Source organism: Streptomyces sp. NPDC088387, assembly GCF_044753385.1.
GTDB lineage: Bacteria > Actinomycetota > Actinomycetes > Streptomycetales > Streptomycetaceae > Streptomyces.
Genome location: NZ_JBIVNC010000004.1, coordinates 448,191 through 473,091 on the forward strand (window position 1 = coordinate 448,191; position 24,901 = coordinate 473,091).

General features: G+C 66.8%; 25 protein-coding genes. 4 read left to right on the forward strand and 21 right to left on the reverse strand.

Annotated elements, in window-relative coordinates; genetic code table 11:
- The 13 genes from rplN to ACIQAC_RS13525 form a co-directional block, all read right to left on the reverse strand.
- Complete coding sequence (gene rplN / locus ACIQAC_RS13465; RefSeq protein WP_003998823.1) at positions 1-369, reverse strand: 50S ribosomal protein L14; 369 nt, start codon at positions 367-369, stop codon at positions 1-3.
- Positions 370-493: 124 nt separating this feature from the next.
- A complete protein-coding gene (rpsQ, locus tag ACIQAC_RS13470) occupies positions 494-781 on the reverse strand; it encodes a 30S ribosomal protein S17 (RefSeq protein WP_010354232.1) in 288 nt (95 codons plus the stop codon).
- Positions 781-1,005: a 50S ribosomal protein L29 gene (rpmC, locus tag ACIQAC_RS13475; RefSeq protein ID WP_003998824.1), complete on the reverse strand. Its 225-nt coding sequence runs from the start codon at positions 1,003-1,005 to the stop codon at positions 781-783. The genes rpsQ and rpmC overlap by 1 nt, the downstream gene beginning before the upstream one ends.
- Positions 1,005-1,424, reverse strand: a complete 420-nt coding sequence (gene rplP / locus ACIQAC_RS13480) for a 50S ribosomal protein L16 (RefSeq protein WP_004927269.1) — start codon at positions 1,422-1,424, stop codon at positions 1,005-1,007. Before rplP ends, rpmC begins: the two co-directional genes overlap by 1 nt.
- 5 nt (positions 1,425-1,429) lie before the next feature.
- Positions 1,430-2,266 (reverse strand): 30S ribosomal protein S3, encoded by an 837-nt coding sequence (gene rpsC, locus ACIQAC_RS13485; protein WP_402190116.1) that lies wholly within the window; start codon positions 2,264-2,266, stop codon positions 1,430-1,432.
- Complete coding sequence (rplV, locus tag ACIQAC_RS13490) at positions 2,266-2,613, reverse strand: 50S ribosomal protein L22 (protein ID WP_266401786.1); 348 nt, start codon at positions 2,611-2,613, stop codon at positions 2,266-2,268. The genes rpsC and rplV overlap by 1 nt, the downstream gene beginning before the upstream one ends.
- Before the next feature lie 44 nt (positions 2,614-2,657).
- Positions 2,658-2,939 carry a 30S ribosomal protein S19 gene (rpsS, locus tag ACIQAC_RS13495; RefSeq protein WP_356692142.1) on the reverse strand — a complete coding sequence of 94 codons (282 nt, stop codon included), beginning with the start codon at positions 2,937-2,939 and terminating at the stop codon, positions 2,658-2,660.
- A 12-nt stretch (positions 2,940-2,951) separates the two neighbouring features.
- A complete protein-coding gene (gene rplB / locus ACIQAC_RS13500; protein ID WP_030400225.1) occupies positions 2,952-3,788 on the reverse strand; it encodes a 50S ribosomal protein L2 in 837 nt (278 codons plus the stop codon).
- A 40-nt stretch (positions 3,789-3,828) separates the two neighbouring features.
- On the reverse strand, positions 3,829-4,248 hold the full coding sequence (gene rplW, locus ACIQAC_RS13505) for a 50S ribosomal protein L23 (RefSeq protein WP_402190118.1): 420 nt from the start codon (positions 4,246-4,248) through the stop codon (positions 3,829-3,831).
- Positions 4,248-4,916, reverse strand: coding sequence for a 50S ribosomal protein L4 (gene rplD / locus ACIQAC_RS13510; protein ID WP_402190120.1), 669 nt, complete (start codon positions 4,914-4,916; stop codon positions 4,248-4,250). The genes rplW and rplD overlap by 1 nt, the downstream gene beginning before the upstream one ends.
- Before the next feature lie 8 nt (positions 4,917-4,924).
- Positions 4,925-5,569 carry a 50S ribosomal protein L3 gene (gene rplC / locus ACIQAC_RS13515; protein WP_402190123.1) on the reverse strand — a complete coding sequence of 215 codons (645 nt, stop codon included), beginning with the start codon at positions 5,567-5,569 and terminating at the stop codon, positions 4,925-4,927.
- A gap of 17 nt (positions 5,570-5,586) precedes the next feature.
- Entirely contained in the window at positions 5,587-5,895 is a 309-nt protein-coding gene (rpsJ, locus tag ACIQAC_RS13520; RefSeq protein WP_003948644.1) for a 30S ribosomal protein S10, read from the reverse strand.
- A 452-nt stretch (positions 5,896-6,347) separates the two neighbouring features.
- Entirely contained in the window at positions 6,348-6,698 is a 351-nt protein-coding gene (locus tag ACIQAC_RS13525; RefSeq protein ID WP_402190125.1) for a DUF4333 domain-containing protein, read from the reverse strand.
- Between the two features lie 183 nt (positions 6,699-6,881).
- Between ACIQAC_RS13525 and ACIQAC_RS13530 the strand changes: the two genes are divergently transcribed.
- Genes ACIQAC_RS13530 through ACIQAC_RS13545 form a run of 4 tightly spaced genes read left to right on the forward strand, consistent with a single transcriptional unit; the run spans position 6,882 to position 9,729 of the window.
- On the forward strand, positions 6,882-7,280 hold the full coding sequence (locus tag ACIQAC_RS13530) for a hypothetical protein (RefSeq protein ID WP_402190128.1): 399 nt from the start codon (positions 6,882-6,884) through the stop codon (positions 7,278-7,280).
- A gap of 12 nt (positions 7,281-7,292) precedes the next feature.
- On the forward strand, positions 7,293-8,606 hold the full coding sequence (locus ACIQAC_RS13535) for a hypothetical protein (protein WP_402190130.1): 1,314 nt from the start codon (positions 7,293-7,295) through the stop codon (positions 8,604-8,606).
- Between the two features lie 58 nt (positions 8,607-8,664).
- A complete protein-coding gene (locus ACIQAC_RS13540; protein WP_402190133.1) occupies positions 8,665-9,162 on the forward strand; it encodes a hypothetical protein in 498 nt (165 codons plus the stop codon).
- 54 nt (positions 9,163-9,216) lie between these two features.
- Positions 9,217-9,729, forward strand: coding sequence for a hypothetical protein (locus ACIQAC_RS13545; RefSeq protein WP_402190135.1), 513 nt, complete (start codon positions 9,217-9,219; stop codon positions 9,727-9,729).
- A gap of 108 nt (positions 9,730-9,837) precedes the next feature.
- On the opposite strand, the gene ACIQAC_RS13550 is transcribed toward ACIQAC_RS13545, so the two are convergent.
- From ACIQAC_RS13550 to rpoB, 8 genes are all read right to left on the reverse strand, one after another.
- A complete protein-coding gene (locus ACIQAC_RS13550; protein ID WP_402190712.1) occupies positions 9,838-11,067 on the reverse strand; it encodes an acyltransferase family protein in 1,230 nt (409 codons plus the stop codon).
- A gap of 317 nt (positions 11,068-11,384) precedes the next feature.
- On the reverse strand, positions 11,385-12,578 hold the full coding sequence (gene tuf, locus ACIQAC_RS13555) for an elongation factor Tu (RefSeq protein ID WP_402190137.1): 1,194 nt from the start codon (positions 12,576-12,578) through the stop codon (positions 11,385-11,387).
- A 156-nt stretch (positions 12,579-12,734) separates the two neighbouring features.
- A complete protein-coding gene (gene fusA, locus ACIQAC_RS13560) occupies positions 12,735-14,861 on the reverse strand; it encodes an elongation factor G (RefSeq protein WP_402190139.1) in 2,127 nt (708 codons plus the stop codon).
- 39 nt (positions 14,862-14,900) lie between these two features.
- A complete protein-coding gene (gene rpsG, locus ACIQAC_RS13565) occupies positions 14,901-15,371 on the reverse strand; it encodes a 30S ribosomal protein S7 (protein ID WP_030345396.1) in 471 nt (156 codons plus the stop codon).
- Positions 15,372-15,373: 2 nt separating this feature from the next.
- The gene (rpsL, locus tag ACIQAC_RS13570; protein ID WP_003948652.1) at positions 15,374-15,745 is read right to left on the reverse strand and encodes a 30S ribosomal protein S12; all 372 of its coding nucleotides are present in this window, start codon (positions 15,743-15,745) and stop codon (positions 15,374-15,376) included.
- Between the two features lie 340 nt (positions 15,746-16,085).
- Positions 16,086-16,571 carry a DUF1707 and DUF4190 domain-containing protein gene (locus tag ACIQAC_RS13575; protein WP_402190715.1) on the reverse strand — a complete coding sequence of 162 codons (486 nt, stop codon included), beginning with the start codon at positions 16,569-16,571 and terminating at the stop codon, positions 16,086-16,088.
- A 236-nt stretch (positions 16,572-16,807) separates the two neighbouring features.
- Positions 16,808-20,707 (reverse strand): DNA-directed RNA polymerase subunit beta', encoded by a 3,900-nt coding sequence (locus ACIQAC_RS13580; RefSeq protein ID WP_402190142.1) that lies wholly within the window; start codon positions 20,705-20,707, stop codon positions 16,808-16,810.
- Positions 20,708-20,807: 100 nt separating this feature from the next.
- On the reverse strand, positions 20,808-24,293 hold the full coding sequence (rpoB, locus tag ACIQAC_RS13585) for a DNA-directed RNA polymerase subunit beta (RefSeq protein WP_402190144.1): 3,486 nt from the start codon (positions 24,291-24,293) through the stop codon (positions 20,808-20,810).
- Positions 24,294-24,901 lie beyond the last annotated feature (608 nt).

Consider the following 24,901-nt stretch of genomic DNA (forward strand, 5'->3'; position numbering starts at 1 on the left):
TTACAGCACCTCCGGCGCGAGCGAGATGATCTTCATGAACTTCTTCTCGCGCAGCTCCCGGCCCACCGGGCCGAAGATGCGGGTGCCGCGAGGGTCGCCGTCGTTCTTCAGAATGACGGCGGCGTTCTCGTCGAAGCGGATGTACGAGCCGTCCGGACGGCGGCGCTCCTTGACGGTGCGAACGATGACCGCCTTGACGACGTCACCCTTCTTCACGTTGCCGCCCGGGATCGCGTCCTTGACGGTGGCGACGATGACGTCACCGATGCCCGCGTAGCGGCGACCGGAACCACCGAGCACACGGATGCAAAGGATTTCCTTCGCACCAGTGTTGTCGGCGACGCGCAGTCGCGACTCCTGCTGGATCACGTCTATCTCCTGTGTGTCTGCCGGTTCCCCGGGGGCCGTTCAGGAACGGCCCCCGGAGCCTGGCGGAACTGTCCTGCGGGTTTGCCCGCAGGCGTACTTACTGGAATTCCCTTGCGGGAACTGCCTACTTGGCCTTCTCGAGGATCTCGACGATGCGCCAGCGCTTGGTCGCCGACAGCGGACGGGTCTCCATCAGGAGGACCCGGTCGCCGACGCCGGCCGCGTTCTGCTCGTCGTGCGCCTTGAGCTTGTTGGTACGGCGGATGACCTTGCCGTACAGCGCGTGCTTGACGCGGTCCTCGACGGCGACGACGACGGTCTTGTCCATCTTGTCGCTGACGACGAGACCCTCGCGGGTCTTGCGGAAGCCGCGGGCCTCAGCAGTCTGCTCAGTCACGTTGTTCTCACTCATCAGGCGCTCTCCACCGTCTCGATGCCCAGCTCGCGCTCACGCATCAGGGTGTAGATCCGCGCGATGTCCTTGCGGACGGCCTTGAGCCGACCGTGGTTTTCGAGCTGACCCGTCGCCGCCTGGAAGCGGAGGTTGAACAGCTCTTCCTTGGCTTCGCGGAGCTTCGCCAGAAGCTCCTCGTCACCCAGTTCGCGCAGCTCGGACGCCTTGGTACCGGCCGACATCACGCTTCACCTGCCTCGCGCTTGACGATCCGGCACTTCATCGGCAGCTTGTGGGCTGCGCGAGTCAGGGCCTCACGGGCGATCTTCTCGTTGGGGTAGGACAGCTCGAACATGACCCGGCCCGGGTGCACGTTCGCGATCCACCACTCGGGAGAACCCTTACCGGAACCCATGCGGGTCTCGGCAGGCTTCTTCGTGAGCGGGCGGTCCGGGTAGATGTTGATCCAGACCTTGCCGCCACGCTTGATGTGGCGGGTCATCGCGATACGGGCCGCCTCGATCTGGCGGTTGGTCACGTACGCCGGCGTGAGGGCCTGAATGCCGTACTCGCCGAACGCGACCGTCGTACCGCCCTTGGCCTGACCACGGCGCTTCGGGTGGTGCTGCTTGCGGTGCTTGACCCTACGGGGGATCAGCATTTCGGTCAGGCCTCCGTTCCGGTGCTCTCAGCAGCCGGAGCGGCGGCGGCGGGGGCCTCGGCCTTGGGGGCCTCGGCACCGCCGGCCTGCTGCGGCTTGCGACCGCGCCGCTCGCCACCGCCACGGCCACCACGGGCCGGACGGTCGGAGCCGCCGCCACCGCGAGCCGGGCGGTTGCCCGCACGGGCGGCGGCGTTCTCGGCGCGGACCTCGGCGATGTTCTTGACATCGCCCTTGTAGATCCAGACCTTCACACCGATACGGCCGAAGGTCGTCTTGGCCTCGAAGAAGCCGTAGTCCACGTTCGCGCGGAGCGTGTGCAGGGGCACACGGCCCTCGCGGTAGAACTCCGAGCGGGACATCTCGGCGCCACCGAGGCGGCCACCGCACTGGATCTTGATGCCCTTGGCGCCGGCCTTCATCGTGCCCTGCATGCTCTTGCGCATGGCGCGACGGAAGGAGACGCGGGAGGACAGCTGCTCGGCGACGGCCTGGGCCACCAGCTGAGCGTCGGTCTCCGGGCTCTTCACCTCAAGGATGTTGAGCTGGACCTGCTTGCCCGTCAGCTTCTCCAGCTGACCGCGGATCTTGTCGGCCTCCGCGCCGCGGCGGCCGATGACGATGCCCGGACGCGCGGTGTGGATGTCCACGCGGACACGGTCACGGGTGCGCTCGATCTCCACCTTCGAGATACCGGCGCGCTCCATGCCGGACGTCAGCATCCGACGGATGGCGACGTCTTCCTTGACGTAGTCCTTGTACAGCTTGTCGGCGTACCAACGCGACTTGAAGTCGGTGGTGATACCGAGCCGGAACCCGTGCGGGTTTACCTTCTGGCCCATTACCGGGTTCCTTCCTTGCTGCTGACGACCACGGTGATGTGGCTGGTCCGCTTGCGGATCCGGTAGGCACGGCCCTGGGCACGCGGACGGAACCGCTTCAGGGTCGGGCCCTCGTCGACGTAGGCCTCGGAAATGAAGAGGCTGTCGGCGTCGGTGTGGTCGTAGTTGTGCGCGGCGTTGGCAATGGCGCTGTCGAGCACCTTGCCCACCGGCACGCTCGCGGCCTGCGGGGTGAAACGCAGGACCGCCTGAGCCTCCGTGGCATCCATGCCACGGATGAGGTCCACCACGCGGCGGGCCTTCATGGGCGTGACGCGGATGTACCGCGCCTGGGCCCTGGCTTCCATGGTCGTCCCTTCGATGTTTGTCATGGTCGTTTCCACCCCGCCGACTAGCGGCGCTTCGACTTCCGGTCGTCCTTGACGTGACCCCGGAAGGTGCGGGTCGGCGAGAACTCGCCGAGCTTGTGGCCGACCATCGACTCGGTGACAAACACCGGAATGTGGGTCTTGCCGTTGTGCACCGCGAGCGTGTGTCCGAGCATCGCCGGCACGATCATGGAGCGACGGGACCAGGTCTTGATGACGTTCTTGGTACCGGCTTCGTTCTGGGCGTCCACCTTCTTGAGCAGGTGGTCGTCGACGAAGGGTCCCTTCTTCAAGCTACGAGGCATCTCAACCCGTCCTTAGCGCTTCTTGTTCGTCTTGCGGCGGCGGACGATGTACTTGTTCGACGCCTTCTTGGGCGAACGAGTACGGCCTTCCTTCTTGCCCCACGGGGACACGGGGTGGCGGCCACCGGAGGTCCGGCCCTCACCACCACCGTGCGGGTGGTCGACCGGGTTCATGACGACACCACGGACGGTCGGGCGAACGCCCAGCCACCGCTTACGGCCCGCCTTGCCCCAGTTGATGTTCGACTGCTCGGCGTTGCCGACCTCGCCGACCGTGGCGCGGCAGCGCTGGTCGACCAGGCGGATCTCTCCGGACGGCATGCGCAGGTGGGCCATGGAGCCCTCCTTCGCGAGCAGCTGCACGGAGGCACCGGCGGAGCGGGCGAACTTGGCTCCACCACCGGGACGGAGCTCGATCGCGTGGATCGTGGTACCGACCGGGATGTTGCGCAGGGCCAGGTTGTTGCCCGGCTTGATGTCGGCCCCGGGACCGTTCTCGACGCGGTCGCCCTGCTGGAGGTTGCGCGGGGCGAGGATGTAGCGCTTCTCGCCGTCCGCGTAGTGCAGCAGCGCGATGCGCGCGGTGCGGTTGGGGTCGTACTCGATGTGCGCGACCTTCGCCGGCACGCCGTCCTTGTCGTGCCGACGGAAGTCGATGACGCGGTAGGCGCGCTTGTGTCCGCCACCCTGGTGGCGAACGGTCACACGACCGGCGTTGTTACGGCCGCCCTTGCTGTGCAGCGGGCGGACCAGCGACTTCTCCGGCGTGGACCGCGTGACCTCGACGAAGTCGGCGACGCTGGAGCCACGACGGCCCGGCGTAGTCGGCTTGTACTTGCGGATTCCCATTTCTCAGTCCTCGTCCGATATCGGACGATCCGGACCTCCGTCAGGAGGTCGGACCGCCGAAGATGTCGATACGGTCGCCCTCGGCGAGGGTCACGATCGCGCGCTTGGTGGCGGCACGCTGGCCGAACCCGGTACGGGTCCGCTTGCGCTTGCCGGCGCGGTTGATCGTGTTGACCCCGGTGACCTTGACCTCGAAGACCGCCTCGACGGCCTGCTTGATCTGGGTCTTGTTGGAGCGCGGGTCGACGATGAACGTGTACTTGTTCTCGTCCAGGAGCGCGTAGCTCTTCTCGGAGACGACCGGCTTGAGCAGCACGTCACGGTGGTCCGTGAACGACTTGCTCAGCGGGGTCTCGACGGTGTTCTTGCCTTCGGCGGCGTGGCGACGCGCCTTGGCGACGCGCGCGGCCTTGGCGGCCTTGGCGGCCTTCGAGGCAATGGCGGGGTGACGGATAGCCATCAGGCCTCGCTCCCTTCGGTGTCGTCGTTCCGCGCGGCAGAAGGCGTGCCGGACACGAAGGACTCGAAGGCGGCCTGGGTGAAGACCACGTCGTCCGAGACGAGAACGTCGTACGTGTTCAGCTGGCCCGGCTCCAGGATGTGCACCTGGGGCAGGTTGCGGGCGGACAGCCACGCGGCCTCGTCGGCGCGGTCGACGACCAGGAGCAGGTTCTTGCGCTCCGAGATCTTGCCGAACAGCGTCCGAGCGGACTTCGTCGACGGGCTCTCACCCTCGACGACGCCGGAGACGACGTGGATGCGGTTGTGGCGGGCCCGGTCGGTGAGGGCGTGGCGCAGGGCCGCGGCCTTCATCTTCTTCGGGGTCCGCTGCGAGTAGTCACGCGGCTGCGGGCCGTGGACGACGCCACCGCCGGCGAACTGCGGCGCGCGGGTCGAACCCTGGCGCGCACGGCCGGTGCCCTTCTGGCGGTAAGGCTTCTTACCGCCACCCCGCACCTCGCCACGGCGCTTGGTCTTGTGCGTGCCCTGACGGGCAGCGGCGTTCTGCGCGACGACGACCTGGTGAAGCAGCGGAATGCTGATCTTCTCCACGGCGAAGATCTCCGCGGGGAGCTCGACGCTACCGGTCTTCTCGCCGGCAGGCGAAAGGATGTCAACAGTGCTCATCGGTTACCTCAGGCCCCCTTGGCCGCTGTGCGGACCAGGACGAGGCCGCCGTTCGGACCGGGAACCGCGCCCTTGATGAGCAGCAGACCCTTCTCCGCGTCAACGGCGTGGACGGTCAGGTTCTGGGTGGTGACACGCTCGTTGCCCATACGACCCGCCATGCGGAGGCCCTTGAACACGCGGCCCGGGGTGGCGCAGCCACCGATGGAACCGGGCGAGCGGTGCTTGCGCTGGGTGCCGTGACCGGCACCGAGGCCCTTGAAGTTGTGACGCTTCATGACACCGGCGAAGCCCTTGCCCTTGCTCTTGCCGGTCACGTCGACCTTGACGCCGGCCTCGAAGACCTCGGCGGTGACTTCCTGCCCGAGCGTGTACTCGGCGGCGTCAGCGGTCCGGATCTCGACGAGGTGGCGTCGGGGGGTGACGTCGGCCTTCGCGAAGTGACCCTTGAGGGGCTTGTTCACCTTGCGCGGGTCGATCTCGCCGAAGGCGAGCTGGACGGACTCGTAGCCGTCGGCGTCGTTCGTACGCACCTGGGTCACGACGTTGGGTCCGGCCTTGACGACGGTGACCGGAACAACACGGTTGTTCTCGTCCCACACCTGCGTCATGCCGAGCTTCTCGCCCAGGATGCCCTTGATCTGCTTTGCCATCTTCAGCTCACCGGCCCCTAGAGCTTGATCTCGATGTCGACACCGGCCGGGAGGTCGAGTCGCATCAGAGAGTCAACGGTCTTGGGGGTGGGGTCGAGGATGTCGATCAGGCGCTTGTGCGTGCGCATCTCGAAGTGCTCGCGCGAGTCCTTGTACTTGTGCGGCGACTTGATGACGCAGTACACGTTCTTCTCGGTGGGGAGCGGCACCGGGCCCGCGACCGACGCACCAGTGCGGGTCACCGTCTCGACGATCTTCTTCGCCGAGGAGTCGATGACCTCGTGGTCGTAGGCCTTGAGCCGGATGCGGATCTTCTGTCCCGCCATGGCTACTCAGTAGTCCTGTCTCTTCTAACGCTCTGGAACCCGGCGTTCCACGCTTTCGTCTCCGACCCACGCGGTCGGGCGTGTCGCTGTCCCGCTGACACAGATGCCCCTTGTTCGAACATCCCTACGGGATTCAACACGGCCCTTCCGGAACCGCAGTCGGAGGACCGAACGGCCCACCGGGCGCCTGGCCGGTGTTGCACTGTCACTTCCCGGAAGATTCCCGTACGTCCGCCCCAGTGCTGCCGTAATGGCAGTTAGGACGACGAGTACTGTGGGACTCGCTTCCGGTCCCCCCGGCGGGAGGCGCGCAGCATCAACACTCGACCGAGCAACTCGGACAGTCTGCCATATGGGGCATCGCCGACGCCAATCGAGCCGGAGAGAATACCCCGGGGGTGACGCAGGTCAAACCCGCGACGCCGTCGACTCGACCGCGGCGGACCCCGGCGTCAGCCCGGAGCCGGGGAAGCCGTCTCGTCGGCCTGGAAGTCGAAGTTGATCTGCTTTCCGTCGACCGCCATCACCTTGACGTCGACGCCCAGACTGCTGCCGTCGGCCGCTGTGAGCCTGCACCGCGTGGTGGTGCCCACCTTCCCGGCGAGATCCTCGGGACAGGCGATGTCGGGCTTCGGCTGTCCCGTGGTGGCGGCGAGCTTCTCGGCGAGCAGGATGGCCAGCTTGTCCGAGGACATTCTCGGCGTGGACGTCCCTACCTGGACCGAGCCCGAGCAGCCGACGAGCAGCACACCGGCGGCCAGGGCCCAGGAGGTCGATGCGGCGGACAACCGGGTCACGGTCATGAAGGGGCTCCGGCCTGAGGATCACGACAAGCGGACGCCGGAACAATACTGGGCCGGGCTCCCGACCCTGACGTCCTGCGGAGCACTCGGGCTCCGTGACAGACGGTAGTGTGCGGCGCGCGCTCCGTGACACGTGGTCGTGGGAGTGAGACGGAACACACGCGACTGCGGCAGGGGACGCCCGTGAGAGGCGGTGGCGAGCAGACGCTGGCAAGCACGCCGAGCGACAAGCAACGTGCCGCCAGATTCATCGAAGAGGATCTGCTGCCGGACACCCGTGCGGCCGCCGGCATGGCGAACGGCGGCGGGGCGGCGCGTCCGCCCCTTCTCGTTCCTACGACCCCCACGAGCCCCCTGATCAAGCAGGACACCGGGCTGAAGGGGCTCTCGGTCTGGGCCTCGGACCAGGGGGTGTCCGATGCGCTGGCTGCCTGGCAGGGACAGGCGAACAAGCTGCTGGGCCGTCTCCAGCAGGAGTTGAACGCACTGCGCAGCGCAAAGAACCTCTTCCAGAGCCAGGACGCCGATATCGGCGCGCAGGCAGCCGCGGCACGGCCCCGCAGCAGTTTCGACGAGATGTGACGGGGAGCAGCCGTGGCCCTGACCTATCAGGACGTGGTGACGGCGGATCTGTCTCCGCTGGCGGACGTGTCCGAGGTGTGGAAGAAGATAGGGGAACGCTTCGGTGAGCTGAAGTCCGCCTATGAGAAGCACGTGCGGAGCGCGCTGGGCAACGGGAACTGGCAGGGACTGGCCCACGGCGCGCAGCAGCAGAAGGCTTCGGCCACCGCTGCCGAGTACGGGGCGGCCAAGTCGGAGGCGCTCGCCGTCGCCAGCCTCCTCACGGATGCGTACACCGAGCTGACGGGCCTACAGAAGGCGGTCAGGGACCTGGTCCACGAGGCCGAGGCGAAGGACTACAAGGTCGACAGCTCCGGCAAGGCCACCTACGTCGGGTACGACAATCTCCCCGAACACGAGAGATGCGCCCTCCGGCTCGATCCCGACCACCCGCGGATGCTGTCCGAAGCCCGCGAGAAGGCGCAGACCTGGACCGACGGCATCGCCAAGGCGATCAAGGCCGTGGATATCGCCGACCAGAGTGTGAAGCGCGCGCTGGCCCGTGCGACGACCGACGGTTCGCCGGACGGAATCGGGATCGGCGGCTTCCACGCGCGGGCCGAGGGTGACCTGGCGAAGGCGGGCACACCAGACCCCGACGCCGGCACGAAGACCGACGGATGGGTGTCCCAGGGGGAGAGCTCGGCCTCCGGCCCCGGCACCGGAACGTCCAGCACCGGGCCCGACACCGGTGCCGGCAAGCTGGCCGAGGCCGAGGCACATGCGGACCTCGGCCGCGCGACCGCCGAGGGCTCGCTCGCCAACGGCCCTTTCAAGCTCTCCGGCGGAGCCGAGGCCTACACGGGCGCCAAAGGCTCCCTCGCGGGCGGCATCACCAACGAGGGTGTCCAGGGCGAGGCCGGCGCCATGGCAGGAGGTGAGGCCTCGGCCAAAGGCCGCGCCGACGCCGGTCCTGTCGGCTTCTACGGACGGGCCGAGGCCAAGGCCGGCGCTGAGCTGGGTGCCAATGCCGGGGTGGGTGTCGATGGCGTGCACGCGGGAGGCGAGGCCTTCGTCGGCGCGAAGGGCGGCATCACTGGCGGCGCGGACATCGGCGGAATCGCGGCGGGCGCCACGGTCGAGGGATGGGCCGGTCCGGGCGCGGAGGCAAGACTCGACGCCGGCAGGAACAGCAACGGCGTATGGGAATTCAGGCCTACGTTGGGTGTCTCGCCGCTCCTCGGCGGGGGCTTGGGCTTCGAACTCACCGTGGACCCGGGAAAGGTCGTCGACACCGTCGGCGATGTGGCCAACGCGGTCGGCGACGGCATCGGCATGCTGTTGTGAACCGGACTCCTGCGGGAAAACCGCGGTGGATACGCTTCTGCGTCGAGGAGGGCTGGACGTGACCACGACCCTGCCGGTTCCCATCACCTTCCAGCTGCCCCAAGGCTGGCACGCCGCACCGCCGGACGAAGTCGGCGCACCCGGCGCGGCATTCGTCGCGGTGCGTCCACCTTCGGACGCCGGTTTCACCGCGAACATCACTGTCGACGGTGAGTACCGACCGGACGCGGCAACACTGACCGAGATCGCCGACGAGTCGGTCGAAGACCTGGGCCAGGCCGTCATCGCGGTAGAGGTCACCGGCCGCCGCGCAGCCGGCTCGGCGGACGCACCGGGCCTCACGCAGACGCTGGCGGTGTCCGCCGTGGTCGACGGGGTGAGCCGCGACCTCCTCCAGTCGCAGGTGTACCTGTCCCTGCTCGACGTTGCCGATCCGCGCAAAAGGGCGGTGATCCGTCTGGTCCTCACCTCGACCGCACGGCAACACCGCGCCGTCGTGAACGACTTCCAGGACTTCGTGCGCACCGTCCGCCCAGACACAGGCACGAAGCCATAGCGCGGCCCGTAGCCGGGCGATACGTGCCCACCCGACCCCCAAAAGGCTGACTTCATGCGACTCTTCGACAAGCTGACCGGCACTCAGCGGCCTGCCGACGGCGTGACGCCCACCTCCGTCGAGGAGGTGCGAGCGGCCCTGCTCGGTCTCAACCGGTCCGACGTCCCGTATGTCATCCGCGACGGTGCCGCTGAGGACGCAGATCTTTCGGCGGAATGGCGGCTGGCGGAGCCCGCCTGGCAGACCTTCCTCGTCGAGTCCCAGCTGACTCGCGCCGTCCGGATCCGGATGCGCCTGGTCCAGGAGAATCACGAGGTGCGCGCCCTCGAGGAGCAGTGGGAGGTCACCCGTGTGGGTAATCCTCCGCGGCTCGAGATCTCGTCCCAGTACTCGCGGGGGCCGGACAGGACCGTCACCCGCAGTTTCGCGCTTCAGCGCGGGGAGAGCGGCCGGCTCGAAACGACGGAGACCTTCCGTTTCGACAGCGGAGACCTCCGCAACCCACTGCGAAATGCCGTCCTCGGGTCGGGCTGGACCTGGCGTGCAGTGCTCTTCGGGAAGCTGTGAGCTTGCCGGCGGGCCCTGACCGGTCGCCCTGAGGGCTGTGGCTCTCCCTCCCGTGAGGAGCCTTCTCGCCTCCCCGGAAGTCAGGCCGGCACAGCCCCCCGCCGCACGCTAGCTCCGCGCTCCCCGTACCCGCCCGAACGAGGAGTCCAACCCCCGCTTCAGCCGCCCCGCCACCGGCCTCTCCACCCACCGGTGCACCCCCCAGCTCAGCAGCAGGAAGCCGGCTGTCACCAGGGCCACCAGCAGTCGGGGGTCCATGGTGTCGCGCAGGCGGCTGATGACCGTCGTACCGGCCACGTAGTGGGTGAGGTACAGGGGGTAGGTCAGGCAGCCCGCCGTGACCAGCCACTTCCAGCGGACGCGGTCGGTGTGGCCGAGGGCGATCACCACCATGAGCAGCATGAACGCGGTGAGGATCAGGACCGAGCCGCGCCAGCTGGAGACACCCTCGTACTCGACGCGCAGCGCCAGTTCCCGCTGGCCCATCAACCAGGACATCGCGAGGATGCCCCACAGGAGCAGGTCCTGGCCGAAGCGGTGCATGAGGTAGAGGGCGAGGCCGGCGATGAAGTACCAGGCCCCGCTCGGGTCGGCCACCAGCACCAGCAGCGGGAACTTCGCCACCGGCGCCAGCATCGCGGCCGCGCCCCAGACACAGCAGAAGGCGACGACCCGGCGGTAGGTCAGCCCCATCGCGACAACGACCAGGAACAGCAGGTAGAAGCGGAGCTCGGACCAGAGCGTCCAGTAGACGAGATCGACGTTCGGTACGTCCGAACCGGCCTGGAGCATCGTCAGGTTGAGCAGGACGTCCCGTACCGGAAGGCGTTCCCAGACGCCGGGCACGGCCACCAGGACGGCCGTGGTGAAGACCACCGCGAACCAGTACGCCGGGTAGAGACGGATCACCCGGGAGACGAAGAACTGCCGTGGCGTACGGCCCCAGCACGACATGCAGATCACGAAGCCGCTGATCACAAAGAAGATCTCGACGCCGATCCAGCCGAACGAGGCGAACCGGAACACCGTGGGCATGAGGTCCGACACCGGCCGGTCCCAGATCGCGTTGCCCGGCTGGTCGACCCGTCTGGTGCCGGCGTAGTGGTGCAGGACCACCATCAGCGCGGCGACCAGCCGGATGCCGTCGACGAGGTACAGGCGGGGACGGGGGCGCGCGGCCGCGGAGGTGCGTCTGGGGGTCGGGATCAGGCCCTTCGGGCGCTCGGCGACCGAGAGGCCGCCGCCGCCCCGCGGTGCCACGGCCGCCGGAAGCGGCTGCTGGAACCTGCTCGCGACCCGCGTCCGTATCGACGATCCGCTGTGCGACGCACCCTGCATCAGAGCCAAGCCATCCTCATGAGGTCACTGCGGGCCCACCGGGCCCCTTGGGGGGACAACAGCCCTCCGACGCCTCACGCTACGGCCGCACCGGGATCGTCTTCCGGACAGACCGAACAATTCACACGTGCGGGGAGTGATTCTGCCGGTTCCCTCACGGACCCGAAGGAGACCCGAAGGACACCGTTCGCCAGGACTTCACCCCCGGCCGACCTCATGAGCGCGGGCACACGCAAGGGGCCCGTACGACCGAAGTCGTACGGGCCCCTCGCAGAGCTCGCGGTGGAGCTACCGGGTCAACCGACTCTCAAGCGAACTTACTTGATGATCTTGGTGACCTGGCCGGCGCCGACGGTCCGGCCACCCTCACGGATGGCGAACTTCAGGCCCTCCTCCATGGCGATGGGCTGGATCAGCTCAACGCGCATGTCGGTGTTGTCGCCCGGCATGACCATCTCGGTGCCCTCGGGGAGGTGCACAACGCCGGTCACGTCCGTGGTACGGAAGTAGAACTGCGGGCGGTAGTTGTTGAAGAAGGGGGTGTGACGACCACCCTCGTCCTTCGACAGGATGTACGCCGTCGCCTCGAAGTCCGTGTGCGGGGTGACCGAGCCGGGCTTGATGATGACCTGGCCGCGCTCGACGTCCTCGCGCTTCACACCACGAAGCAGCAGACCGACGTTCTCACCGGCCTGGCCCTCGTCGAGCAGCTTGCGGAACATCTCGATACCGGTGACCGTGGTGGTGGTCTTCTCGGTGTGGATGCCGATGATGTCGACGGTCTCGTTGACCTTCAGGACACCACGCTCGATACGGCCGGTGACGACCGTACCGCGACCGGTGATCGTGAAGACGTCCTCGACGGGCATGAGGAACGGCTTGTCGACGTCGCGCTCCGGCTGCGGGATCGACTCGTCGACGGCCTTCATCAGCTCGAGGACGGACTCCACCCACTGCGCCTCGCCCTCAAGGGCCTTCAGCGCGGAGACCTTGACGACCGGCAGGTCGTCGCCCGGGAACTCGTACTCCGTGAGGAGCTCACGGACCTCGAGCTCGACGAGCTCCAGGATCTCCTCGTCGTCCACCATGTCGGCCTTGTTCAGCGCGACCACGATGTACGGAACGCCGACCTGGCGGGCCAGGAGCACGTGCTCCTTGGTCTGCGGCATCGGGCCGTCGGTGGCGGCGACCACCAGGATCGCGCCGTCCATCTGCGCGGCACCGGTGATCATGTTCTTGATGTAGTCCGCGTGACCCGGGCAGTCGACGTGGGCGTAGTGCCGCGTCTCCGTCTGGTACTCGACGTGCGCGATGGAGATGGTGATACCGCGCTGGCGCTCCTCGGGCGCCTTGTCGATGTTGTCGAATGCGGTGGCCTCGTTCAGGTCCGGGTACGCGTCGTGCAGCACCTTGGTAATGGCGGCCGTGAGGGTCGTCTTACCGTGGTCGATGTGACCGATGGTGCCGATGTTGACGTGCGGCTTAGTCCGCTCGAACTTCGCCTTCGCCACTGGGGTCCTCCTGTGGAGTGGTTCTGTACGCCTTACTCGTCGGCGCCAGGTGATCTTTGCTGTAAAGGCCCGGATCCCGGGGCATTCCGTCCGTGGTTGCGGAGGAATGCCCCGTGAGGTTCCGGAGTCAAGCCTACGGTGTGTGAACGCGGTGCGTTACTCGCCCTTGGCCTTCGCGATGATCTCCTCGGCGACGTTCCGCGGAACCTCGGCGTAGGAGTCGAACTGCATCGAGTAGCTTGCGCGACCCGACGTCTTGCTACGGAGGTCGCCGACGTAGCCGAACATCTCCGACAGGGGCACGAGGCCCTTCACGACGCGGGCACCCGCCCGCTCCTCCATGGCCTGGATCTGGCCACGGCGGGAGTTGATGTCACCGATGACATCGCCCATGTAGTCCTCGGGCGTGGTGACCTCGACGGCCATCATCGGCTCCAGGAGCACGGGCGAAGCCCTGCGCGCGGCCTCCTTGAAGGCCTGCGAGCCGGCGATCTTGAACGCGAGTTCCGAGGAGTCGACCTCGTGGTAGGCGCCGTCGATGAGGGTGATACGGACACCCGTCATCTCGTAGCCCGCGAGGATGCCGAACTGCATGGCCTCCTGCGCACCGGCGTCGACCGAAGGGATGTACTCCTTCGGGATACGGCCACCGGTGACCTTGTTCACGAACTCGTACGAGGTGTCGCCACCCTCGATCGGCTCGATCGCGATGATCACGCGAGCGAACTGGCCGGTGCCACCCGTCTGCTTCTTGTGGGTGTACTCGACCTTCTCGACGGCCTTGCGGATCGTCTCGCGGTACGCGACCTGCGGCTTGCCGACGTTGGCCTCGACCCGGAACTCACGGCGCATCCGGTCGACCAGCACCTCGAGGTGCAGCTCGCCCATACCGCCGATGATGGTCTGGCCGGTCTCCTCGTCGGAGTGGACCTGGAAGGACGGGTCCTCCTCGGCGAGGCGCTGGATCGCGACGCCCAGCTTCTCCTGGTCGCCCTTCGACTTGGGCTCGATGGCGACCTGGATGACCGGCGCCGGGAAGTCCATGGACTCCAGGATCACCGGGTTCTTGTCGTCGCTCAGCGTTTCACCGGTGGTGGTCTGCTTGAGGCCCATCACGGCGACGATGTCGCCGGCGCCCACCGACTCGATCTCCTCACGCTTGTTCGCGTGCATGCGGTAGATCTTGCCGATGCGCTCCTTGCGGCCCTTGACGGAGTTCAGCACGGCGGTGCCGGACTCCAGACGGCCGGAGTACACACGGACGAAGGTGAGCTTGCCGAGGTGCGGGTCGCTCATGATCTTGAACGCCAGCGCCGACAGCGGCTCGTCGTCGGACGGCTTGCGCTGGATGACCTTCTCCGGGTCCTTCACGTCGTGGCCCTCGATGGCCTCGACGTCCAGGGGAGAGGGCAGGTAGCGCACGACGGCGTCGAGCAGGGGCTGAACGCCCTTGTTCTTGAACGCCGTACCGCAGAACACGGGGGTCACGGTGGTGCCCGTGCCCTTGCCGGAGGCGATGGTGATACGGCGGATCGCCGCGTACAGCTGCTCCACGGTGGGCTCGGTGCCCTCCAGGTACAGCTCCATCATCTCTTCGTCGTTCTCGGCGACGGCCTCGACCAGCTTGCCGCGCCACTCGTCGGCGGCCTCGGTGTGCGTGGCCGGGATGTCGACGATGTCGTACATCTCGCCCTTGGTCGCCTCGGCGGACCACACGAAGGCCTTCATCGTCACGAGGTCGACGACGCCCTTGAAGTCCATTTCGGCGCCGATCGGCAGCTGCATGACCAGCGGCTGCGCGCCCAGACGGTCAGTGATCATGTCGACGCAGCGGTGGAACTCGGCACCGGTGCGGTCGAGCTTGTTCACGAAGCAGATACGCGGAACGCCGTAGCGGTCCGCCTGACGCCACACCGTCTCGGACTGGGGCTCGACACCGGCGACGCCGTCGAACACCGTCACAGCACCGTCGAGCACGCGCAGGGAACGCTCCACCTCGACGGTGAAGTCGACGTGACCCGGCGTGTCAATGATGTTGATGGTGTGGTCGACGTCCTCCAGCGGCCAGTGACAGGTGGTGGCAGCAGAGGTGATCGTGATGCCACGCTCCTGCTCCTGCTCCATCCAGTCCATGGTGGCAGCGCCGTCGTGGACTTCACCGATCTTGTAGGAAACGCCGGTGTAGAACAGGATCCGCTCGGTGGTGGTCGTCTTGCCCGCGTCGATGTGGGCCATGATGCCGATGTTGCGCACCCTGGCCAGGTCAAGCGAAGTGGTAGCCATGAGGCTTCAGTCTTCTCTCGGTCTCGATGTGGACTGCGACTACCAGCGGTAGTGCGCGAAGGCCTTGTTGGACTCGGCCATCTTGTGCGTGTCCTCGCGCTTCTTCACAGCGGCACCGAGGCCGTTGGACGCGTCGAGGAGCTCGTTGAGCAGACGCTCGGTCATGGTCTTCTCGCGACGGGCGCGGGAGTAGCCGACGAGCCAGCGCAGCGCGAGCGTGCTGGCGCGGCCGGGCTTGACCTCGACCGGAACCTGGTAGGTCGCGCCACCGACACGGCGGGACTTGACCTCAAGCGTCGGCTTGATGTTCTCGAGAGCGCGCTTCAGCGTGATGACCGGGTCGTTGCCCGTCTTCTCGCGAAGGCCCTCCATGGCGCCGTAGACGATGCGCTCGGCGGTGGAGCGCTTGCCGTTCAGCAGCACCTTGTTGATCAGGGAGGTCACCAGAGGGGAACCGTAGACCGGGTCGATGATGACCGGGCGCTTCGGGGCGGGGCCCTTACGAGGCATTTCTACTTCTCCTTCTTGGCGCCGTAGCGGCTGCGGGCCTGCTTGCGGTTCTTGACACCCTGGGTGTCCAGGGAACCTCGGATGATCTTGTAGCGAACACCCGGCAGGTCCTTCACACGGCCACCACGCACGAGCACGATGGAGTGCTCCTGCAAGTTGTGTCCCTCACCCGGAATGTAAGCGGTGACCTCGATCCCGCTGGTCAGACGCACACGCGCGACCTTACGCAGGGCCGAGTTCGGCTTCTTCGGGGTGGTCGTGAACACACGCGTGCAGACGCCACGGCGCTGAGGGGAACCCTCGAGTGCGGGCGTCTTGTTCTTCTCGACCTTGTCCTGCCGGCCCTTCCGGACCAGCTGCTGGATCGTAGGCACTACTTCTCCGGTTTCTGTGTGCCGATAGTGAAGCTAACCTGGAACGTCGCCGACCCACGCGGTCGGGTGTGTCGAATCCCGCAGACTCCCGCCGCAAGGCGGAAAGGGCGCAGATTACGGTGGCCACTCACAGCTCGCTGCGCGGTTTCAAGGCACGCACATGAGCCAGGGCACACCCCAGGCACAAGGTCTGAGCGTACCTACCTCATTCGCTGCGGTCAAAACAAATGGGGATCGCCCGCATCACCGTGCGGTGCATGTCAAGCCCATTCACCGCAGGTGATCTTCGAATCAACGCCCTGTGAACTCCCGGTGACCCCGCTCCCGCGGCCGGAACCGGTCAGGAGCCGGACGCCGCCGCGGCCATCAGCAGGGTCAGGAAGACCGCCCAGCCGGCCACCGAGAGCCAGCCGAGGATCAGTCCGGTCAGCGCGAACCCGTCGCCGCTCTCTCCCGTGCGGTTGATCTCCGCGCGGGCGGAGTGGCCGAGAATCACCGCGGGCAGGCCGGTGATCCCGAACGTCATGGTGGTCAGCACACCGAGCACCATGGACCCGACGGCCTTGCCGTTCGTCGGCGGCACCTGGGCCGGCAGAAACGTCCGCGGCACCTGCGGCATGGGCATGTACTGCTGCTGGAAGGCCGGTGCCATGGGTACGGGGCCCTGCGGGAGGTCGGCGACCAGCAGGGCCAGCTCCCCCACCGTACGGGCCGCGTAGGCCCTTCCTATGCGCTTCTCCAGCTCGTCCTGCTGAAGGCGCCCCTCACCGAACCCGGCTCTGAGCACATCCACGGCCCGCTCCCGGTCGGCGTGCGAGGCCAGCATCGACGGCCCCACCTGTGCCTGCCATGGCTGCTGCGGCTGCCACGGCTGCTGTCCCTGCCACGGTGTCGGAGACGACACGGAACACCTCCCCCGGCCGGAGTCGGAATGCCTTCATCATCCTCCAACGCGCGCCAATCGGCACTGGTTCCCGTCAACCGGACATCCGTGGCCATTCGGCCGGACACGCCGAAGGGCGGCCACCCAAAGGTGACCGCCCCTCAACTCAAGCGACCCGCTTACTGGTTGTACGGACCGTAGTCGTAGTCCTCCAGCGGAACGGCCTGGCCGGAGCCCGTGCCGAACGGCGAGTAGTCGATGTCGTCGTAGCCGACGGCCGAGTACATCGCGGCCTTGGCCTCCTCGGTCGGCTCGACCCGGATGTTGCGGTAGCGGGACAGACCCGTACCGGCCGGGATGAGCTTACCGATGATGACGTTCTCCTTGAGGCCGATGAGGCTGTCGGACTTGGCGTTGATCGCCGCGTCCGTCAGGACCCTGGTCGTCTCCTGGAAGGAGGCGGCCGACAGCCAGGACTCCGTCGCCAGCGAGGCCTTGGTGATACCCATCAGCTGCGGACGACCGGAGGCCGGGTGACCGCCCTCCTGGACCACACGACGGTTCTCGGTCTCGAACTTCGAGCGCTCGACCAGCTCGCCGGGCAGCAGCTCGGCGTCACCGGACTCGATGATCGTCACGCGGCGCAGCATCTGCCGGATGATGATCTCGATGTGCTTGTCGTGGATCGACACACCCTGCGAGTTGTAGACCTTCTGGACCTCGCCGACCAGGTGGACCTGGACCGCGCGCTGACCGAGGATCCGCAGCACGTCGTGCGGGTTGGTGGCACCCACGGTGAGCTTCTGGCCCACCTCGACGTGCTCGCCCTCGCTGACCAGAAGACGGGCACGCTTCGAGATCGGGAACGCCGTCTCGTCGCTGCCGTCGTCCGGGGTGACGACGATCTTCTTGGTCTTCTCGGTCTCCTCGATCCGGATGCGGCCGTTGGCCTCGGAGATCGGGGCGACACCCTTCGGCGTACGGGCTTCGAAGAGCTCGACGACTCGGGGCAGACCCTGGGTGATGTCGTCACCGGCCACACCACCGGTGTGGAAGGTACGCATCGTCAGCTGGGTACCGGGCTCACCGATGGACTGGGCGGCGATGATGCCGACCGCCTCACCGATGTCGACCAGCTTGCCGGTGGCCAGCGAGCGGCCGTAGCACATGGCGCAGGTGCCGACGGCGGACTCGCAGGTCAGGACCGAGCGGGTCTTGACCTCGCCGACGCCGTGCCGGATCAGCTCGTCGATGAGCACGTCGCCCAGGTCGGTGCCGGCCGGGGCCAGCACCTTGCCGTCCACGACGATGTCCTCGGCGAGGCAGCGCGCGTACACGGAGGTCTCGACGTTCTCTTCCTTGATCAGCGAACCGTCGGCGCCACGGGTGGCGATCTCCAGTCGCAGACCACGGTCGGTGCCGCAGTCCTCCTCACGGATGATCACGTCCTGCGAGACGTCGACCAGACGACGGGTCAGGTAACCCGAGTCGGCCGTACGCAGGGCGGTGTCCGCCAGACCCTTACGGGCACCGTGCGTGGAGATGAAGTACTCCAGCACGGACAGGCCTTCACGGAAGGACGCCTTGATGGGACGCGGGATCGTCTCGTTCTTGGCGTTCGACACCAGACCACGCATACCGGCGATCTGACGCATCTGCATCATGTTGCCTCGTGCACCCGAGTTCACCATCATGAAGATCGGGTTGGTCTTCGGGAAGTTGTCGTTCATCGCCTCGGCGACCTCGTTGGTCGCCTTGGTCCAGATCGCGATGAGCTCCTGCGTGCGCTCGTCCTTGGTGATCAGACCGCGCTCGTACTGCTTCTGGACCTTCTCGTCCTGCGACTCGTAGCCCTTGACGATCTCCTTCTTCGCCTCGGGAACGACGACGTCGGAGATGGCCACGGTCACGCCGGAGCGGGTCGCCCAGAAGAAGCCGGCCGCCTTCAGGTTGTCGAGCGTCGCCGCCACGATGACCTTGGGGTAGCGCTCGGCCAGGTCGTTGACGATCTGGGAGAGCTGCTTCTTGCCGACCTCGTAGTCGACGAACGGGTAGTCCTCGGGCAGCAGTTCGTTGAAGAGCGCGCGGCCCAGCGTGGTCTTCAGGGTGAAGGTGTCACCCTGCTGCCACTCGGGCTCGCCCTCCTCGCGGACCGGCGGCTCCCACTCGCGCGGCGGGATGGTGCCCACCGGGAAGCGGATGTCGACCGGAGCCTGGAGCGACAGCTCGCCGGAGTCGAACGCCATGATCGCCTCGGCGACCGAGGAGAACGGACGGTCGGCGCCCTTGATGTCCCGGCCCTCGGCGTCCGTGGTGAGGAAGTACAGACCCAGCACCATGTCCTGGGTCGGCATCGTCACCGGACGGCCGTCGGCGGGCTTGAGGATGTTGTTCGAGGAGAGCATCAGGATGCGCGCCTCGGCCTGCGCCTCCGCGGAGAGCGGCAGGTGTACGGCCATCTGGTCACCGTCGAAGTCCGCGTTGAACGCGGTGCAGACGAGCGGGTGGATCTGGATGGCCTTGCCCTCGACCAGCTGCGGCTCGAAGGCCTGGATGCCGAGGCGGTGCAGCGTGGGCGCACGGTTCAGCAGAACCGGGTGCTCCGCGATGACCTCTTCCAGGACGTCGTACACGACCGTGCGGCCGCGCTCGACCATGCGCTTGGCGCTCTTGATGTTCTGCGCGTGGTTCAGGTCGACCAGGCGCTTCATCACGAACGGCTTGAAGAGCTCCAGCGCCATGGCCTTGGGCAGACCGCACTGGTGCAGCTTCAGCTGCGGGCCGACGACGATGACGGAACGCGCCGAGTAGTCGACTCGCTTGCCGAGCAGGTTCTGCCGGAAGCGGCCCTGCTTGCCCTTGAGCATGTCGGACAGCGACTTCAGCGGACGGTTGCCGGGGCCCGTCACCGGGCGGCCACGACGGCCGTTGTCGAAGAGCGCGTCGACGGCCTCCTGGAGCATGCGCTTCTCGTTGTTCACGATGATCTCGGGCGCACCGAGGTCGAGAAGCCGCTTCAGGCGGTTGTTGCGGTTGATCACCCGGCGGTACAGGTCGTTCAGGTCGGAGGTCGCGAAGCGGCCACCGTCCAGCTGCACCATCGGACGCAGGTCCGGCGGGATGACCGGGACGCAGTCCAGGACCATGCCCTTGGGGCTGTTGGACGTCTGGAGGAACGCGGAGACGACCTTCAGCCGCTTCAGGGCGCGGGTCTTCTTCTGGCCCTTGCCGGTGCGGATGATCTCGCGGAGGCGCTCGGCCTCCTCGTCCAGGTCGAAGGACTCCAGGCGCTTCTGAAGCGCCGCGGCACCCATCGAACCGTCGAAGTACGTGCCGAAGCGGTCACGCAGCTCGCGGTAGAGGAGCTCGTCGCCCTCCAGGTCCTGGACCTTGAGGTTCTTGAAGCGCGACCAGACCTCGTCCAGACGGTCGATCTCGCGCTGCGCACGGTCGCGCAGCTGCTTCATCTCGCGCTCGGCACCTTCGCGCACCTTGCGGCGCACGTCCGCCTTGGCGCCCTCGGCCTCCAGCTCGGCCAGGTCGGTCTCGAGCTTCTTGGCGCGGGCCTCCAGGTCGGCGTCGCGGCGGTTCTCGATCTGCTGGCGCTCGACGGAGACATGCGCCTCCAGGGACGGCAGGTCGCGGGTACGACGCTCCTCGTCCACGAACGTGATCATGTACGCGGCGAAGTAGATGACCTTCTCGAGGTCCTTCGGCGCGAGGTCCAGCAGGTAGCCGAGGCGCGACGGAACGCCCTTGAAGTACCAGATGTGGGTGACGGGCGCGGCCAGTTCGATGTGGCCCATCCGCTCACGGCGCACCTTGGCGCGGGTGACCTCGACGCCACAGCGCTCACAGATGATGCCCTTGAAGCGGACACGCTTGTACTTGCCGCAGTAGCACTCCCAGTCCCGGGTCGGACCGAAGATCTTCTCGCAGAAGAGTCCGTCCTTCTCGGGCTTGAGCGTGCGGTAGTTGATGGTCTCCGGCTTCTTGACCTCGCCGTGGCTCCACTGACGGATGTCGTCAGCGGTGGCCAGACCGATCCGGAGCTCGTCGAAGAAGTTGACGTCGAGCACTATGCGTCAATCCCTCTCAGGGTTGTAAGTCTTGGGGTCTGATACGGGGGTCCTGGGGCCGGCCGGGGACTCGTCACCGAGTCCCCGTACCGGACTCCCGTCAGACCTCTTCGACGCTGCTCGGCTCACGCCGGGACAGGTCGATGCCGAGCTCCTCCGCAGCGCGGAAGACGTCCTCGTCGGTGTCACGCATCTCGATGGACATACCGTCGCTGGACAGCACCTCCACGTTCAGGCAGAGCGACTGCATCTCCTTGATGAGCACCTTGAAGGACTCGGGGATGCCGGGCTCGGGGATGTTCTCGCCCTTGACGATGGCCTCGTAGACCTTCACGCGGCCGGTGACGTCGTCGGACTTGATGGTCAGCAGCTCCTGGAGGGCGTAGGCGGCGCCGTAAGCCTCCAGCGCCCACACCTCCATCTCGCCGAACCGCTGGCCACCGAACTGGGCCTTACCACCCAGCGGCTGCTGGGTGATCATCGAGTACGGACCGGTCGAACGCGCGTGCAGCTTGTCGTCGACCAGGTGGTGCAGCTTCAGGATGTACATGTAGCCGACCGAAATCGGCTCCGGGAACGGCTCACCCGAGCGGCCGTCGAACAGCGGCGCCTTACCGGTCGGGAGCACCATGCGCTCGCCGTCGCGGTTCGGGATCGTGTGGTTCAGCAGACCGGCGAGCTCGTCCTCACGGGCACCGTCGAAGACCGGGGTCGCGACGTTGGTGCCGGGCTCGACCTTGTCGGCCTCGATGGCCTGGAGGCGCTGCGCCCAGTCGTCCGCGAGGCCGGAGACGTCCCAGCCGCGGCTGGCGAGCCAGCCGAGGTGGATCTCCAGGACCTGTCCCGGGTTCATTCGGGACGGGACACCCAGCGGGTTGAGGATGATGTCGACCGGCGTGCCGTCCTCCAGGAACGGCATGTCCTCGATCGGCAGGATCTTGGAGATGACGCCCTTGTTGCCGTGCCGGCCGGCGAGCTTGTCACCGTCGGTGATCTTGCGCTTCTGCGCCACGTAGACGCGGACCAGCTGGTTCACGCCCGGCGGCAGCTCGTCGCCCTCTTCACGGTCGAAGACGCGGACGCCGATGACCTTGCCGATCTCGCCGTGCGGGACCTTCAGCGAGGTGTCACGGACCTCACGGGCCTTCTCACCGAAGATCGCCCGGAGCAGGCGCTCTTCCGGCGTCAGCTCGGTCTCACCCTTGGGCGTGACCTTGCCGACGAGGATGTCACCGGCGACGACCTCGGCACCGATCCGGATGATGCCGCGCTCGTCGAGGTCGGCGAGGACCTCCTCGGAGACGTTCGGGATGTCCCGGGTGATCTCCTCGGGGCCGAGCTTGGTGTCACGGGCGTCGACCTCGTGCTCCTCGATGTGGATCGAGGAGAGGACGTCGTCCTGCACGAGGCGCTGCGACAGGATGATCGCGTCCTCGTAGTTGTGACCCTCCCACGGCATGAACGCGACCAGCAGGTTCTTGCCGAGCGCCATCTCGCCGTTCTGGGTGGCCGGACCGTCGGCGAGGACCTGGCCCTCGATGACGTGGTCGCCCTCGTTGACGATGACCTTCTGGTTGACCGAGGTGCCCTGGTTGGAGCGGGCGAACTTGGCCAGCCGGTAGGTGATGTAGGTGCCGTCGTCGTTGGCGGTGGTGATGTAGTCCGCGGAGACCTCCTGGACCACACCGGCCTTCTCGGCCTTGACGACGTCGCCGGCGTCGACGGCGGAGCGGTACTCCATGCCGGTGCCGACGAGCGGGGACTCGGACTTGATGAGCGGCACGGCCTGCCGCATCATGTTCGCGCCCATGAGGGCACGGTTGGCGTCGTCGTGCTCCAGGAACGGGATCATGGCGGTCGCGACCGACACCATCTGGCGCGGCGAGACGTCCATGTAGTCGACGTCCGTGCCGGGCACGTAGTCGACCTCTCCGCCACGGCGGCGGACCAGCACGCGGTTCTCGACGAACTGGAGGTCGTCGTTGAGCGGCGCGTTGGCCTGCGCGATGACGAAGCGGTCCTCTTCGTCGGCCGTCAGGTAGTCGACGTCATCGGTGACGACGCCCTCGACGACCTTGCGGTACGGCGTCTCGATGAAGCCGAAGGGGTTGATCCGGCCGTACGAGGCGAGCGAGCCGATCAGGCCGATGTTCGGGCCTTCCGGCGTCTCGATCGGGCACATCCGTCCGTAGTGGGACGGGTGCACGTCACGGACCTCGAAGCCGGCCCGCTCACGGGAGAGACCACCCGGGCCGAGGGCGTTCAGACGACGCTTGTGCGTCAGCCCCGACAGCGGGTTGTTCTGGTCCATGAACTGGGACAGCTGGCTGGTGCCGAAGAACTCCTTGATGGAGGCGACGACCGGCCGGATGTTGATCAGTGTCTGGGGCGTGATCGCCTCGACGTCCTGCGTGGTCATGCGCTCACGCACCACGCGCTCCATACGGGCGAGACCCGTACGGACCTGGTTCTGGATCAGCTCGCCGACGTTACGGATACGGCGGTTGCCGAAGTGGTCGATGTCGTCCGTCTCGACCATGATGGAACGACCGGACTCACCGACCGTCTCCGTCTCACCGGCGTGCAGCTTCACCAGGTACTTGATCGACGCGAGGATGTCCTCGACGGTCAGGACGCCGGCGTCCAGGCCGGTGTCCGTGCCCAGCTTCTTGTTGACCTTGTAGCGGCCGACCTTGGCCAGGTCGTAGCGCTTGGGGTTGAAGTACAGGTTCTCGAGCAGCGTCTGCGCGGCCTCACGCGTGGGGGGCTCGCCCGGACGCAGCTTGCGGTAGATGTCGAGCAGCGCGTCGTCCTGGCCCTGGGTGTGGTCCTTCTCCAGGGTGGCGCGCATCGACTCGTACTCGCCGAACTCCTCGAGGATCTGCTCGGTGGTCCAGCCGAGCGCCTTGAGCAGGACGGTGACGGACTGCTTGCGCTTGCGGTCGATACGGACACCGACCATGTCGCGCTTGTCGATCTCCATCTCCAGCCAGGCACCCCGGGACGGGATGATCTTGGCGGAGAAGATGTCCTTGTCGGAGGTCTTGTCGATGGAGGAGTCGAAGTAGACGCCGGGCGACCGGACCAGCTGCGACACCACGACACGCTCGGTGCCGTTGATGACGAAGGTGCCCTTGTTCGTCATGAGCGGGAAGTCGCCCATGAAGACCGTCTGGGACTTGATCTCACCGGTCTCGTTGTTGGTGAACTCGGCGGTGACGAAGAGCGGGGCCGCGTACGTGAAGTCGCGCTCCTTGCACTCGTCGATGGAGTTCTTCGGGGGCTCGAAGCGGTGGTCGCGGAACGTCAGGGACATCGACCCACTGAAGTCCTCGATCGGGGAGATCTCCTCGAAGATCTCCTCAAGACCGGACTTGGTGGGGACGTCCTGTCCGCTGTCCAGAGCCGCCTCGACACGAGCCTTCCACGCGTCGTTGCCGAGCAGCCAGTCGAAGCTTTCGGTTTGCAGCGCAAGAAGGTTCGGAACCTCAAGGGGCTCCTTGATCTTTGCAAAGGAGATGCGCAGCGGGGCGGTGCTGGCGCCGTTGTTCGTATTCGCGGTCGAGGCAGTGCGCGAGGCGGCCAAGAGGGGGTCCTTCCGAGGGCTCGGACTCACTACGCGCGTACCGGCCCCTCACCAAGTGCACAGAGACAGGCCCCTCTGATTTGGCCAGAAGGCCAGGTCAGGGACGGTCTGATCGTCGGTGCTCAAGCGAGGGCATGCCCCTGGTGACGGGCAGGGGACAGCTAACAGGCAGCGCAAAGGGTCAGTGTAGCCACTTGGCACACTGATGTCCAGTCCGGGTTTTTCAGGACCCGTGTTGCCCTCGTTGTAATCAACCCCTGCGACAAGGCGACACCCTCAACGCACACTGATACTGCCCTCTTCGTCGCCGATCCATGCCTCGGATTCGGATCGTTGTGACGACGCGTCCTGAGAATTGCGCGCTGCGTGCGGTTCGTCAAGGCCCCCCTTGCCCGAACCAGGTGCTGCGCTCGTCACGTGCAGCCCGTCACCAGGGGCTTCCGGGGACACGACGAAGATCACCATACCCCCCGCACCCGCCCGTGCAAGGGAGCCGCCACCAGGCCCCGGGGAACGCCGAAGAGCGACCACCCGGATGGATGATCGCTCTTCGGGGCGTCCGCGTTACAGCCCTTCGGGCGGCAATCGCTCCGCACGGAGTCCGAGGG

What these genes read in the sequence shown, in the direction of transcription:
- rpsQ (WP_010354232.1), bottom strand. Translation starts at nt 781, where the DNA reads ATGAGTGAGAACAACGTGACTGAGCAGACTGCTGAGGCCCGCGGCTTC.
- rpmC (WP_003998824.1), bottom strand. Translation starts at nt 1,005, where the DNA reads ATGTCGGCCGGTACCAAGGCGTCCGAGCTGCGCGAACTGGGTGACGAG.
- rplP (WP_004927269.1), bottom strand. Translation starts at nt 1,424, where the DNA reads ATGCTGATCCCCCGTAGGGTCAAGCACCGCAAGCAGCACCACCCGAAG.
- rpsC (WP_402190116.1), bottom strand. Translation starts at nt 2,266, where the DNA reads ATGGGCCAGAAGGTAAACCCGCACGGGTTCCGGCTCGGTATCACCACC.
- rplV (WP_266401786.1), bottom strand. Translation starts at nt 2,613, where the DNA reads ATGGAAGCCAGGGCCCAGGCGCGGTACATCCGCGTCACGCCCATGAAG.
- rpsS (WP_356692142.1), bottom strand. Translation starts at nt 2,939, where the DNA reads ATGCCTCGTAGCTTGAAGAAGGGACCCTTCGTCGACGACCACCTGCTC.
- rplB (WP_030400225.1), bottom strand. Translation starts at nt 3,788, where the DNA reads ATGGGAATCCGCAAGTACAAGCCGACTACGCCGGGCCGTCGTGGCTCC.
- rplW (WP_402190118.1), bottom strand. Translation starts at nt 4,248, where the DNA reads ATGGCTATCCGTCACCCCGCCATTGCCTCGAAGGCCGCCAAGGCCGCC.
- rplD (WP_402190120.1), bottom strand. Translation starts at nt 4,916, where the DNA reads ATGAGCACTGTTGACATCCTTTCGCCTGCCGGCGAGAAGACCGGTAGC.
- rplC (WP_402190123.1), bottom strand. Translation starts at nt 5,569, where the DNA reads ATGGCAAAGCAGATCAAGGGCATCCTGGGCGAGAAGCTCGGCATGACG.
- rpsJ (WP_003948644.1), bottom strand. Translation starts at nt 5,895, where the DNA reads ATGGCGGGACAGAAGATCCGCATCCGGCTCAAGGCCTACGACCACGAG.
- ACIQAC_RS13525 (WP_402190125.1), bottom strand. Translation starts at nt 6,698, where the DNA reads ATGACCGTGACCCGGTTGTCCGCCGCATCGACCTCCTGGGCCCTGGCC.
- ACIQAC_RS13545 (WP_402190135.1), top strand. Translation starts at nt 9,217, where the DNA reads ATGCGACTCTTCGACAAGCTGACCGGCACTCAGCGGCCTGCCGACGGC.
- ACIQAC_RS13550 (WP_402190712.1), bottom strand. Translation starts at nt 11,067, where the DNA reads ATGCAGGGTGCGTCGCACAGCGGATCGTCGATACGGACGCGGGTCGCG.
- fusA (WP_402190139.1), bottom strand. Translation starts at nt 14,861, where the DNA reads ATGGCTACCACTTCGCTTGACCTGGCCAGGGTGCGCAACATCGGCATC.
- rpsG (WP_030345396.1), bottom strand. Translation starts at nt 15,371, where the DNA reads ATGCCTCGTAAGGGCCCCGCCCCGAAGCGCCCGGTCATCATCGACCCG.
- ACIQAC_RS13575 (WP_402190715.1), bottom strand. Translation starts at nt 16,571, where the DNA reads ATGCTGGCCTCGCACGCCGACCGGGAGCGGGCCGTGGATGTGCTCAGA.